Origin of the sequence: Candidatus Puniceispirillum marinum IMCC1322, from assembly GCF_000024465.1 — a bacterium.
GTDB classification, from domain to species: domain Bacteria; phylum Pseudomonadota; class Alphaproteobacteria; order Puniceispirillales; family Puniceispirillaceae; genus Puniceispirillum; species Puniceispirillum marinum.
On record NC_014010.1, the window covers coordinates 554,581 to 566,855 of the forward strand.

The 12,275-nt window shown below is 49.3% G+C and carries 12 protein-coding genes; 3 read left to right on the top strand and 9 right to left on the bottom strand.

Annotation, left to right across the window (positions count from 1 at the left end):
* Positions 1–26: 26 nt before the first annotated feature.
* Together proS and SAR116_RS02705 are read right to left on the bottom strand one after the other, a co-directional pair.
* Positions 27–1,340 carry a proline--tRNA ligase gene (gene proS / locus SAR116_RS02700; RefSeq protein WP_013045395.1) on the bottom strand — a complete coding sequence of 438 codons (1,314 nt, stop codon included), beginning with the start codon at positions 1,338–1,340 and terminating at the stop codon, positions 27–29.
* 115 nt (positions 1,341–1,455) lie between these two features.
* The gene (locus tag SAR116_RS02705) at positions 1,456–2,526 is read right to left on the bottom strand and encodes an enoyl-CoA hydratase/isomerase family protein (RefSeq protein ID WP_013045396.1); all 1,071 of its coding nucleotides are present in this window, start codon (positions 2,524–2,526) and stop codon (positions 1,456–1,458) included.
* 65 nt (positions 2,527–2,591) lie between these two features.
* Here SAR116_RS02705 and hemB point away from each other — a divergent pair, with 65 nt between their 5' ends.
* The 3 genes from hemB to SAR116_RS02720 all read left to right on the top strand — a co-directional run bounded on the left by hemB (position 2,592) and on the right by SAR116_RS02720 (position 5,733).
* Entirely contained in the window at positions 2,592–3,590 is a 999-nt protein-coding gene (gene hemB, locus SAR116_RS02710) for a porphobilinogen synthase (protein ID WP_013045397.1), read from the top strand.
* 114 nt (positions 3,591–3,704) lie between these two features.
* Positions 3,705–4,925, top strand: coding sequence for a threonine ammonia-lyase (locus SAR116_RS02715; RefSeq protein WP_013045398.1), 1,221 nt, complete (start codon positions 3,705–3,707; stop codon positions 4,923–4,925).
* 70 nt (positions 4,926–4,995) lie between these two features.
* Positions 4,996–5,733, top strand: a complete 738-nt coding sequence (locus SAR116_RS02720; RefSeq protein WP_013045399.1) for an arginyltransferase — start codon at positions 4,996–4,998, stop codon at positions 5,731–5,733.
* 33 nt (positions 5,734–5,766) lie between these two features.
* Here the strand turns inward: SAR116_RS02720 and parC are convergent, their stop codons facing one another.
* Genes parC through SAR116_RS02755 form a run of 7 tightly spaced genes read right to left on the bottom strand, consistent with a single transcriptional unit; the run spans position 5,767 to position 12,272 of the window.
* Positions 5,767–7,989, bottom strand: a complete 2,223-nt coding sequence (gene parC, locus SAR116_RS02725; RefSeq protein WP_013045400.1) for a DNA topoisomerase IV subunit A — start codon at positions 7,987–7,989, stop codon at positions 5,767–5,769.
* Between the two features lie 36 nt (positions 7,990–8,025).
* Complete coding sequence (gene recO, locus SAR116_RS02730; protein ID WP_013045401.1) at positions 8,026–8,778, bottom strand: DNA repair protein RecO; 753 nt, start codon at positions 8,776–8,778, stop codon at positions 8,026–8,028.
* On the bottom strand, positions 8,771–9,682 hold the full coding sequence (era, locus tag SAR116_RS02735) for a GTPase Era (RefSeq protein WP_013045402.1): 912 nt from the start codon (positions 9,680–9,682) through the stop codon (positions 8,771–8,773). The genes recO and era overlap by 8 nt, the downstream gene beginning before the upstream one ends.
* Positions 9,679–10,371, bottom strand: coding sequence for a ribonuclease III (gene rnc, locus SAR116_RS02740; RefSeq protein WP_013045403.1), 693 nt, complete (start codon positions 10,369–10,371; stop codon positions 9,679–9,681). Before rnc ends, era begins: the two co-directional genes overlap by 4 nt.
* Positions 10,371–11,102 carry a signal peptidase I gene (gene lepB, locus SAR116_RS02745; RefSeq protein WP_013045404.1) on the bottom strand — a complete coding sequence of 244 codons (732 nt, stop codon included), beginning with the start codon at positions 11,100–11,102 and terminating at the stop codon, positions 10,371–10,373. Before lepB ends, rnc begins: the two co-directional genes overlap by 1 nt.
* A 1-nt stretch (position 11,103) precedes the next feature.
* Positions 11,104–11,514 (bottom strand): holo-ACP synthase, encoded by a 411-nt coding sequence (gene acpS / locus SAR116_RS02750; RefSeq protein WP_013045405.1) that lies wholly within the window; start codon positions 11,512–11,514, stop codon positions 11,104–11,106.
* Positions 11,511–12,272, bottom strand: a complete 762-nt coding sequence (locus SAR116_RS02755; protein WP_013045406.1) for a pyridoxine 5'-phosphate synthase — start codon at positions 12,270–12,272, stop codon at positions 11,511–11,513. Before SAR116_RS02755 ends, acpS begins: the two co-directional genes overlap by 4 nt.
* Positions 12,273–12,275: the final 3 nt, after the last annotated feature.

Below are 12,275 nucleotides of genomic sequence, written 5' to 3' on the forward strand. Positions count from 1 at the left end.
ATGACGCGCATCATAAGTTATATCAATTATCGGTTTAAGATTTTGATAACAGCAGAATCTGGCGACATTTCGGCAGTTTCGCCCGTTTTACGCCGCTTTACCTCAACCATGTTATTTTCCATACCACGTGGACCAACAACAATTTGCCATGGAATACCAATCAAATCCATACTTGCCATCTTGGCACCCGGACGATCATTGCGGTCATCAAGCAACGGCTCCAATCCGGCATTGTCGAATTGTTCGTAAAGACGTTCGGCCTCGGCATCACACACGGCATCACCCGGTTTCAGATTAACGATCGCCACACCAAACGGCGCCACAGAATCTGGCCAAATAATACCCTTATCGTCATGACTGGCTTCAATGATGCCACCAACAAGCCGTGACACGCCAATACCATATGACCCCATATGCACGGGCACAGCTTTGCCATCAGGGCCACTGACTGTCGCGCCCATGGCCTCAGAGTATTTTGTTCCAAAGTAAAAGATATGGCCAATCTCAATACCACGAAGCGACATCAATTCATCTGCTGTCACCGGACAGTTATCCGCATCATGCATATCATCAGCACGCGCATAGAGACTGGTATATTTATCAACAAATGGCTGGAGATCGGCATTATAATCAATATCAGCATCCAGATTGATGTTCATCCAATCTTTATGAAAATAGACGCCGCTTTCGCCCGTTTCCGCCAGAATGATAAATTCGTGACTCATGTCACCGCCGATCGGTCCTGTGTCGGCTTCCATCGGGATTGCTGTTAAGCCCATGCGGGCAAAGGTTTTGAGATAAGATACAAACATACGGTTATAGGCCGCCCGTGCCTTGTCGCCATCCAGATCAAACGAATAAGCATCCTTCATCAAAAATTCACGGCCACGCATAATACCAAAACGCGGGCGCACTTCATCGCGGAATTTCCACTGAATATGATACATATTTAACGGTAGCGCTTTGTAACTGCGCACATGCGCCCGAAAAATGTCAGTAATCTGTTCTTCATTAGTAGGGCCGTAAAGCATGTTGCGCTCATGCCGGTCAACAATGCGCAACATCTCGGCACCATAATCGTCATAACGGCCAGATTCCTGCCATAGCTCGGCGGGCTGTATCGTCGGCATCAGAATTTCCAGAGCGCCTGCGCGGTTTTGTTCTTCGCGGACGATATTTTCGATTTTATCGAGGACACGCTTACCAAGCGGAAGCCATGAATAGATACCAGCGCTGGATTGTTGCACCATTCCCGCCCGTAACATCAAGCGATGCGATGCAATTTGAGCTTCTTTCGGGGTTTCTTTCAGAAGGGGTAGAAAATACTGGCTAAGACGCATAAAAGTTTCCTTGATATGGCTAATTCATAATAAGATCTGGTACATCCGGCACATTAAAGTCGGGCACGTCACTATAATGACCAGCAGATATCGATAATCTAGATTGAAGCCCCGCCTAACGCAAGGATGGAAGCCCTTCATGATTGAAGATATCGGCGATCATGTCATCCGAAACCTCTGCCAGTGTCGCAGGTGACCATGACGGGGCATTATCCTTATCCACCAGAACGGCTCTGACACCTTCAACGAAGTCCGGGCGGCGCATCATCTTGAGCGCAAGTTTGAAATCAAGATCAAGTGCAGCATCGGCGTCTGCAATCGTATCTGAGAGGTTCAATAGATGTGTGAATACCTTGATTGAGGTCGGGCATCTTGTGGTCAATAGACTGTGGATGCTATCGGCAAAGGCATCGCCCTTGATCCGCGCCATATCGGCTGCGCGCATCACCATGTCTTCGGCCTTTTCAGCGCCAAAAATATAATCAATAGCCGCCCGGTTTGCGGTCAGCCCAGGCACCCCCGGATCAATTTGAAAGTCAGCAATGACGCTATCAATCATATCCGCTGAACAAGTCACAAGCGCGTCTGACAGGGTATCAATATCAGCGCTTTTAACAGCCGCATGGGCAAGACCCAGCATCATACAATCAGCCCCATCAAGCATCGCCCCCGTGTTACCGATCCATAGCGCAACCGGCCTTGGACAGCGGCCCAGAAACAAGCTGGCTGTTGCATCCGGAAACAGGCCTATAGCGGTTTCAGGCATAGCAAAACGCGTGGTATCGGTAACAATGATATGTGAACAATTCTGCGCTATGCCAGCACCACCCCCCATCACAATGCCATCACATAAAGCAATCATTGGTTTGGAAAAATGCGCAACCGCAACATCTGCCAGATATTCAGACCGGAAATAATCAAGCGCCCCGTCAACAGGGTCTTCAGTCATTAATGTGCGTGCTAATCGCACATCACCACCCGCGCAAAACGCACGAGGTGCACTGCTTTTGAGAATGACGTGCGAAACCGTATCATCCTGATCCCATGCGGCTAGTTGGTCATGCAGAACCGTAACCATCTCTATACTAAGCGCGTTCAACGCCTTGGGGCGGGCAAGTGTGATCACGCCAACCCTTTGTGACCCAGAGCCGGTTTCACATGAACAGATAATGTCGCTTTGTCGCATTGCAGAAAGCCCCATGTTTGTTTACATATATTCAACAAAATGAAACATATCGGAAACCAGCAGGCATGAGTAGAGGTCAATTTCCATCCACAAGGATGCGTCGTAACCGCATGCAATCCTTTTCTCGTCGGCTGATGGCAGAAACAAATCTGACAGTTGATGATCTGATCTGGCCTATGTTCGTTGTCGAAGGTCAGGCGATAGATGAACCCATCGCGTCGATGCCCGGGCAATATCGGCATTCGATTGACCGCCTTGTCGCAAAGGCGGGAGAAGCTGTTGGCCTTTCGATTCCAGCCATTGCGATTTTTCCAGCTCTGGATTCATCGATGAAAGACGCAGACGGCACCGGTGCCCTTGATGGTAACAATCTTATCTGCCGGGCTGTTCGTGCTGTCAAAGACGCCTATCCAGACCTTGGCATCATTTGCGATGTCGCGCTTGACCCCTTTACCGATCATGGTCATGACGGCGTAATCCGTGATGGTATGGTCGCCAATGATGAAACCATTGACATTCTGTGCCAGCAAGCGGTTCTTCAAGCTGATGCTGGCTGTGATATCATCGCACCATCCGACATGATGGATGGGCGTGTTGGCGCTATCAGAACCGCCCTTGATCATGCCGGACATCAAAATGTGATCATCATGTCCTATGCAGCCAAATATGCCTCGGCTTTCTATGGGCCGTTCCGCGAGGCGGTTAAGGCAGGCGTCTCGCTTGGATCAACTGGCAAATCAAGCTATCAGATGGATCCGGCGAATAGCGATGAAGCTATGCATGAAATCGGCCTCGACCTGCAAGAAGGTGCCGATATGGTGATCATCAAACCCGGCATGCCTTATCTTGATGTTCTGAATAGGGCAAAAACTGAATTTGGTGTGCCATGTATCGCCTATCAGGTGTCAGGAGAATATGCGATGATTCTAGCGGCGGCGGAAAATGGCTGGATCGATCAGGATCGAAGCATGATGGAAAGCATGGCGGCTTTCAAACGCGCAGGCGCCGATGCTGTTATTACCTATTTTGCCCCGCAAATTGCCACAATTCTGCACTCAAAATAGCTTCTGCACTAGCGCAGATAATGAAAGCCCGTTAACGTCATCAAGCACGTAATCCAACAGTGCTGAACATGCCCCCCCATGTTTGGCAATCACATCTCCAAAGGGGTTCTTAATATGGGTGTTTCAGCACAAGATATCCGCGATGCGGCCACATTACTTGATGGCAATGTTATTCGGACGCCAATGATAAAGTCACCTTTATTATCCCGTCATCTGGGGTGCGAGGTCTATGTAAAACTCGAATGCCAACAATATACGTCGTCATTCAAGGCACGCGGCGCTTATGTTGCCATGCTTGGGCTTGATGACAAGCAACGGGAAAAAGGCGTTATCGCCATGTCAGCTGGCAATCATGCGCAAGCGGTCGCCTATCACGCCGAAGCCATGGGCATACCCGCGGTGATCGTGATGCCGTCACAAACGCCCTTTGCCAAAGTCACACGCACCCGAAGCTATGGCGCCGAAGTGGTGCTTGAAGGGCGCAATTTGAATGAATGCGAAAATACAGTACAAAAACTGATTGAAGAGCGTGGCCTGACCCTTATTCATCCCTATGACAATGAAAAAGTCATGCAAGGTCAAGGTACGGTCGGACTGGAAATGCTGGAAGACCAGCCTGATCTGGATATGCTGGTTGTGCCTATTGGTGGTGGCGGTCTGATGGGCGGCATATCGACAATAGCGCGCGACATGCGCCCTGATTTAAAAATTTATGGTGTCCAGACCGAAGCCTATCCATCAATGAAACTGGCCGTAGCCGGGCAGGAAATTGTCTGTGGCGGAGAAACGCTTGCCGAAGGCATTGCGGTTAAAAAACCGGGTGGGGTCACCTTGCCAGCCATCGAAAAGAATGTTGACGATATTCTGCTGGTAAATGAACAGCAGCTTGAATGGGCTGTCGGCGCCCTCATCGAACAACAACGGGTTGTTTCCGAAGGGGCTGGTGCGGCTGGTATCGCGGCACTTTACGCTTATCCCGAGATGTTTGCAGGTCAAAAAGTCGGGGTTGTGATCTGTGGTGGGAATATCGATCCACGATTACTGGCATCAATATTAAACCGTAATATGGCTAGCGACGGCCGGGTTGCGCGTTTACGTATCGATATTTCGGACGAACCGGGGATGCTAGCAGCGATTACCGCATCGATTGGACGATGTGGTGGCAATATCATCGAAATTTACCATCAAAGGCTGTTTTTTGATGTGCCAGCCAAACTCGCTAAAATTGACGCTGTCATCGAAACACGCGGTACCGAGCATGTCAAAGAGATCATCGATGATTTACGCAAGGCAAACTTTACAGTTCGCCAACTTGATGACGCCGACAAAAACTAGTAAAGGCACAAAAGCGTTTTTACGAAACGCCAAGCTTGATTTCTGACGCTGTTCATTGGCACATTAGTGTATGGATCAGGATAAGCGACTTCATAATCAGCCCCCCCTTGCCGTTCGCTTGAGCATGCGCAGTGAGTGCCCGTATATTGCTGGACGAACCGAACAGCGCGTGGCTGTCGATATCAGTCAGAATCCTGCCTTGCACGATCAAATGGCGCGGGCTGGTTTTCGCCGTGTTGAAAACTGGGTTTACAAGCCTGCCTGCCCCGGATGCAATGCCTGTATTCCGTGGCGCGTTGATACGGTTGGTTTCAAGATGGGGCGCAATCTGTCACGTATATGGCGTTCGAATGAGGATTTGACGCGTCATATTGCACCAATCACCCCAACAGCAGAACATTTCAATCTATTCAAACGCTATATCAGCACCCGTCATGGTGATGGACAAATGGCAACGATGAATCAGGATGAGTTCGTTAGCATGATCGAAAACAGCCCTATTGAGTCTGTCTTACTCAATTATATGACTGCTGATGGGCGCTTGATTGGGGCGGTACTAACCGATGTGCAAAGTGACGGTTTAAGTGCCGTTTACAGCTTCTATGACCCGTCTGAAACAAAACGATCGCTTGGCACTTATATGATTATGGACATGATTGATTTTGCCAAAGAACTAGGTTTGCCATGGCTTTATCTAGGCTATTACGTCGAAGACAGCAGCAAGATGTATTACAAAGCCCGCTTCCAGCCAGCCAGTGTTTTCATTGATGGGCAATGGCAAACATATAAAGCGCCGCAAGACACATAATCAAAGCTTGAAAAAAACACCATTTAACTGGATTTAAGTGAATTTTGCCGGACGCGGAAACCCTGTTGGCGGCAATTTACCCGCACCTGCCCTTTTGGCAATCCAGTTGCTCATATCCGTTTCGGTACGCGTGCGCCCGCCACCAGCCTGCCAGCTCAAGCCTTTATCACTGTGATACACTGTAACATCAGCAAGGCCGCCATCTTTGAAACGTTGCAGAATGACACCACGTCCGCGCGTCATTTCCGGTAATTCACTAATCGGAAAGGCCAGTAATTTGCGGTTCACTCCAACCGAAGCAACCATATCGCCATCGACCATACAACAGGCAACAGCGCGCGCATCTCCAGGCAAGTTGAGTATCTGTTTTCCACTTCTGGTTTGCGCAATAGCAGATTGCATATCCACGATCAGACCATGGCCAGTGCTAGCCGCAACCAGCATTTTACCAGCTACACCGCGCAATAATGTGATAATTTCGATATCCGCCGGCAAATCGGTCAAGAGGCTTACAGGTTCACCAAAACCACGCCCACGCGGCAAGCGATCACCTGCCAATGTATAGAAGCGGCCATTATCGGCAAACAGCAAAATCTTGTCGGTGGTTTCGGCATGTAAAACCAGCCCTGGACCGTCGCCCTCTTTGAATTTGAACTCGCTATCAAGCTCCTGATGCCCCTTCATGGCACGAATCCACCCTTTGGCTGAGCAAATGATGGTTATTGGTTCGCGCTCAACCAGAATTTCAGTTGGGTCAAAATCAATTTCAGGCGCATCAGCCAATGTTGTTCGCCGCCTGTCATGCTTGGCAAAACTATCTTTCATATCTTTGATTTCAGTGGCTATTTTTTTCCATTGCAAATCTTCATTCGCCAACAAATTCTGCAAGTCAGCCTGTTCGGCAACCAGATTATCCCGTTCGGTGCGCAAGGCCATTTCTTCAAGCCTGCGCAAAGAACGCAAACGCATATCCAGAATCGCATTGGCCTGTGTTTCGGTCAGATCGAAGCGCGCAATCAACGCGTCACGTGGATGTTCAGATTCGCGGATGATGGCGATCACTTCGTCAAGATTGAGATAGACGATGAGATAGCCTTCAAGCACCTCAAGACGATGCGCAATCTTGCCCAAACGGAAATGCGCACGCCGTTGCAAAACAACCTGTCGGTGCGCAAGCCACGCATTCAAAGCCCCACGCAAATCCATGACGCCAGGTCGTCCTGTTGCATCAAGTACATTCAGATTCAGCGGCACACGGGTTTCAAGATCGGATAGTTTGAACAGACTTTCCATGACGATTTCAGGTTCAAGACGACGTGATTTTGGCTCAAGCACGATACGTAAATCTTCGGCAGATTCATCACGGATATCAGCCAGAACAGGTAATTTCTTTGCATTAAGCATTTCTGCAAGACGTTCAATGAGACGAGATTTTTGAACCTGATACGGGATTTCAGTAACAACGATCTGCCAGCCACCTCCCTTTTCCTTTTCAATTTCCCAGCGCGCCCGCACCCGAAACCCGCCACGGCCTGTTGCATAGGCATCACGGATTGAATCCGCTGGTTCAACCAGCAACCCACCTGTCGGGAAATCAGGCCCCTTGACATATTGCATCAAGGTATCAATCGATGCGTTTGGATGTTTAATCAAATGAAGCGACGCATCAGCAAGCTCAATGACATTATGAGGCGGGATTGATGTCGCCATGCCAACCGCAATGCCCTGGGCACCATTGGCCAGTAGGTTAGGAAATCCAGCAGGCAGTAAGACAGGTTCTTCGGATTCACCATCATATGTTGGTCTGAAATCAACCGAATCTTCGTCGATACCGTCAAGCAAAAGCCGTGCGACTTCGGTCATGCGCGCTTCGGTGTAGCGCATGGCGGCCGCGTTATCGCCGTCGATATTACCAAAATTACCCTGCCCGTCCACAAGCCGATAGCGCATGGCAAATTCCTGTGCCAAGCGCACCATGGCATCATAAATGGCAGCGTCACCATGTGGGTGGAATTTACCCATAACGTCACCTACCACACGGGCAGATTTTTTGAACCCCTGACCCGGATCAAGCTTTAGCTGGCGCATGGCAAAAAGCAAACGCCGGTGCACAGGCTTCAATCCGTCACGTACATCTGGCAAGGAGCGTGATGTGATCGTAGATAAGGCATAGGCCAAATACCGTTCACTTAACGCATCGGAAAAGCTTGTCTGGTCAATATGTTCGCCAGGATTGGTATATGTATCATTCGCCATAATGTACCTTGTTAAAATCGTTTGTGGTCACTGGTTCTATTCGATATGAGCGCTTTGGTTATAGCGGCTTAAGACCATATCGGCTAGCCGTCTTCGTTGTATTGGTAGATCTTGATTATGCGCCGCAAAGACACGTTTCTCAAGGAAATGACCGGTTAAATTCAGGCCTGAAACATGATCAGATGCAACATTCGTAATTCCACCCAGAAATACCGGTAATGTCAGCATCCGCTGGACATATTCGCCAGCCTGATCCAAAGCGATCGCACATCCCGATTTCGGGCTTACATAGGCAAGCTTTTCCCGGGCACCACTGGCAGCACAGCGTGTCAGATCAAGCTGGTACCCTGCAGCATTCAGCAAGCCAAGCTCCCAACGGATATAGCCCTCGATCCAGCGATGATCCGGATCATCGAGACACATCAGATCAAACAGGGCATTTGTTCCATCATATAAAGCATGCTGGGCTTCGCGTTCAGGCAAGGTCCCATCAAGCAATGCACAGGCTGACGCAATGCCCGCAAGCCGCAAGGCATCATCTAGCATCAAAGCCGGTATCGCGTTAATCAATTCAATTTGCATCTGTCCAAGCTGGTCAATAAGCCGAGCACGCCAACTGACGCGCACGCGATTGCCAGGCTGTAAAATGCCACGCATTTTGGATGAGCTACCGCCACGAACAAGGCCAGCATGACGACCATTTTCTGCGGTCAGCACAATCACCACGGCACTGCCCTCACCATGTGGCTTTGCCGAAATAATGACGGCATCAGCAACCCATTCAGGCATTGTAATCCAGATCCCACAAAGAATAACGCGCCGAGTCATCCATCCAGTCTTTGCGATATTTCACATGCGAAAAGACATGCACCCGCCTTTCAAGTGCCTCTTCAAGATCGCGGCGGGCAGCAGACCCGATGCGCTTGATCGACTGTCCCTGCTTGCCAAGGATAATGCCACGATGCCCTTCACGCGCGACATAGATCGATAAATGCACCTCAGCGCTACCATCGTCGCGCTCTTCCCAGCTTTCGGTTTCCACCGTCAGCTGATAGGGCAATTCCTGATGCAAGTTCAAAAATAGCTTTTCACGCATAATTTCTGCTGCCAAAAGCCGCAGGGGCATATCTGAAAGGTCTTCAGGATCGAACAGATAGGGGCTTGCCGGCATATGGTCTGCCAGCCATGTTTTCAGATCATCGATACCGTTACCCGTTTCCGCCGACACCATGAAAATACGTTCAAAATCATACAGCTTGGACATGGCGTCAGCGCGTTCAAGCAAGCGTTCCTGCGGCGGCAGGTCAATCTTGTTAAGCACCAATGATGCCTTGCGACCAGACTTTTTGAGCTTTTCGATGATGTTCAGCGTATCCTGATCAATTTCGCGGCGGGCACAATCATGCAGTAGCAACAGAACGTCACCATCTTCGGCGCCTTGCCATGCTGCCTGCACCATAGCCCGGTCTAGGCGCCGCTTTGGCGTGAAAATACCCGGTGTATCGACAAAAATGATCTGCGCCGTGCCCTGCATGGCAATGCCACGAACCCGGCTGCGGGTGGTTTGCACCTTTGGGGTAACAATCGACACTTTCTGGCCAACCATGGCATTCATCAAGGTTGACTTACCCGCATTCGGTGCCCCGATAAGCGCTACAAAGCCAGCCTTGGTCATCGCGTCATCGCTTGTCATGTTATCTCTTTCTTGGTTAGGTCTTTTTTAGTTATTTGGGCCACCATAAGCGCAGCGGCTTGCTGTTCTGCCAGTTTCCGGTTTGAAGCGCTGGCCACGATAGAATCATACCCCTCAACAGATACTTCATATATCATTTCAGGCGCATGATCGGGTCCAGATTTAGAAATCAATCTATAGTGTGGCAAGGCAAGCCCCTGTTTCATGACCAATTCCTGCAGCCGTGACTTGGCATCCTTGTCGGTACCTGCTGGCGCGGCCGTATCAAGCGCCCAATATGCAAGGATAAAACGACGCGCCACCTCAAAGCCACCATCAAGATAATGCGCCGCAATCAGACTCTCAACCGCATCAGCAATGACCGATTCATTTTCAGCTAGCGCCATGCCGTTCTGAACCGAAATAAAACGAGCCAATTCAAGTTCACGGCCAACTTCGACTAGCTTTGACTGACGGGCATCAGCATGCAAACGCAAAGATAACTTGCCTTCATCTTCATCCGGACATTGACCATAGAAAAAATCAGCCAGAACAAGACCAAGAACCCGGTCCCCCAGAAATTCAAGCCGCTCGTTACTTTTTGTCGGCCCTGCAAAACTGGCATGTGTCAAAGCACGGACAAGCACTGATTGATCGTTGAATTTATGTGCCAGCCGTTCGGCTAGTGGTTTCAGATCAACTGATTTCATCAAATAATTGTATCACCAAGCCGGCCATAGCGAATTGCGAATGGCCATTTCCAGAATTCCCAAATACGGGCACTGCCATCATGGCTGTAAAACAGGATTTGCGCTTTACCGATAAGGTTTTCGGCAGGCACCATACCAACCGATGATGTTCGGCTGTCGCGCGAATTATCCCGATTATCGCCCATCATGAAATAATGATCCTCAAGAACGGTGAATTCAACCGTATTATCGAAGCTGTCATTATCTGAACGTTCCTGAATATAATGTTTGGTGCCGTTCGGTAATAATTCCTCATAGACCTTGAAATCAATTACCGATGAGGCATTACGCGCTTTTGTATTGCCAAGATAGGTGCGTTTGACCTGTTCGCCATTGATATGCAGGATGCCGTTTTTGACCTGAATACGATCGCCAGGCAAACCAACAACACGCTTGATAAAAGATATCGAAACATCGGTCGGCTGACGAAATACGACAACATCACCTCGCTCTGGCACATCTTCAGCTATACGCCCGCCAAAAGGCAAAATGCCAAGCGGGAAGGAATAGCGTGAATAACCATAGGAATATTTCGACACAAACAGATAATCCCCAACCAGCAAGGTGGGAACCATCGAGCCGGAAGGAATGTTGAATGGTTCAAACAGAAATGATCTAAAACCAAGGGCAATAGCGCCAGCAATTATTATCGTTTTAAAAAGCTCGCCTTTGCTTTCTTTTTTCTTAGTCATGTTAAATTCCCGTTTGAATCATTGATGCACTGATGACAACGAATGCTTGTGCATAGGGCAACTCGTCGCTAAGCGAAATATGTATTGAGGCCTTATAGCCTTCTGGGGTTAAGCGCTCAAGCGCCGTTTTGCACCCACCAGAAAGATGTAATCTTGGCGCACCATTCGGATCATTCAGCGTTTCGGCCTCACGCCATCCAAGGCCAGCCACCTCAGCAGCACTTAAAGCTTTGTAAACAGCTTCTTTTACAGCAAACCGTTTGGCGTAGAATAGTGACGGATCAGGTCTGTTTCGGGCAGTTTCAATTTCTTTTTCGGTAAAAATACGGGTTTCAAAACGCGCACCAAAGCGATCAAGACTATTCGCAATCCGGCGGCTATCAACCAGATCAGTCCCAATCCCCAAGATCATACTGACAAACCTGTACGCGCATCATCCATCAGATTACGCATGCGGCGGATGGCTTCGGGAAGCCCAAGGAAGATGCTTTCGCCAATCAGAAAATGCCCAATATTCAACTCTTCCATTTCGGGAATGGCCGCAATCGCCCCAACTGTGTCAAAGGTCAGACCATGCCCTGCATGGCACTCTATACCTTGTTTGACTGCATAGGTTGCCGCCGATCGAATACGGGTATATTCAAAATTACGGTTAGTGTCATCATGACAATAACGCCCTGTATGCAACTCAATAATATCAGCACCAACAGAACGCGCGGCATCAATTTCAGCTTCGCTTGCTTCGATAAATAGCGAAATACGAATACCTGCATCTTTCAGCGGCTGCAACAATGTGCCCAGCCGATCTTCATTGCCCACAACCGCCAAGCCACCTTCGGTAGTGACCTCTTCACGGCGTTCCGGCACAATACAGGCCGCATTTGGCCTGACAGCCAGCGCCATATCGATCATCTCTGAATTTGCCGCCATTTCAAAATTCAACGGCACTGTAATAGCCGCCTTTATCGCATGAATATCGTCATCATGAATATGCCGTCTATCCTCACGAAGATGAGCCGTAATGCCATCTGCGCCTGCCTGCTCTGCCAATAGAGCCGCGTCAACCGGATTGGGATGAACACCACCACGCGCGTTGCGAATAGTCGCAACATGATCAATATTGACGCCAAGACGCAATCTGGAAAGCGCTGATGATGATGTTTGGGTCATAAG

What these genes read in the sequence shown, in the direction of transcription:
- proS (WP_013045395.1), bottom strand. Translation starts at nt 1,340, where the DNA reads ATGCGTCTTAGCCAGTATTTTCTACCCCTTCTGAAAGAAACCCCGAAA.
- SAR116_RS02705 (WP_013045396.1), bottom strand. Translation starts at nt 2,526, where the DNA reads ATGCGACAAAGCGACATTATCTGTTCATGTGAAACCGGCTCTGGGTCA.
- hemB (WP_013045397.1), top strand. Translation starts at nt 2,592, where the DNA reads ATGAGTAGAGGTCAATTTCCATCCACAAGGATGCGTCGTAACCGCATG.
- SAR116_RS02715 (WP_013045398.1), top strand. Translation starts at nt 3,705, where the DNA reads ATGGGTGTTTCAGCACAAGATATCCGCGATGCGGCCACATTACTTGAT.
- SAR116_RS02720 (WP_013045399.1), top strand. Translation starts at nt 4,996, where the DNA reads ATGGATCAGGATAAGCGACTTCATAATCAGCCCCCCCTTGCCGTTCGC.
- parC (WP_013045400.1), bottom strand. Translation starts at nt 7,989, where the DNA reads ATGGCGAATGATACATATACCAATCCTGGCGAACATATTGACCAGACA.
- recO (WP_013045401.1), bottom strand. Translation starts at nt 8,778, where the DNA reads ATGCCTGAATGGGTTGCTGATGCCGTCATTATTTCGGCAAAGCCACAT.
- era (WP_013045402.1), bottom strand. Translation starts at nt 9,682, where the DNA reads ATGACAAGCGATGACGCGATGACCAAGGCTGGCTTTGTAGCGCTTATC.
- rnc (WP_013045403.1), bottom strand. Translation starts at nt 10,371, where the DNA reads ATGAAATCAGTTGATCTGAAACCACTAGCCGAACGGCTGGCACATAAA.
- lepB (WP_013045404.1), bottom strand. Translation starts at nt 11,102, where the DNA reads ATGACTAAGAAAAAAGAAAGCAAAGGCGAGCTTTTTAAAACGATAATA.
- acpS (WP_013045405.1), bottom strand. Translation starts at nt 11,514, where the DNA reads ATGATCTTGGGGATTGGGACTGATCTGGTTGATAGCCGCCGGATTGCG.
- SAR116_RS02755 (WP_013045406.1), bottom strand. Translation starts at nt 12,272, where the DNA reads ATGACCCAAACATCATCATCAGCGCTTTCCAGATTGCGTCTTGGCGTC.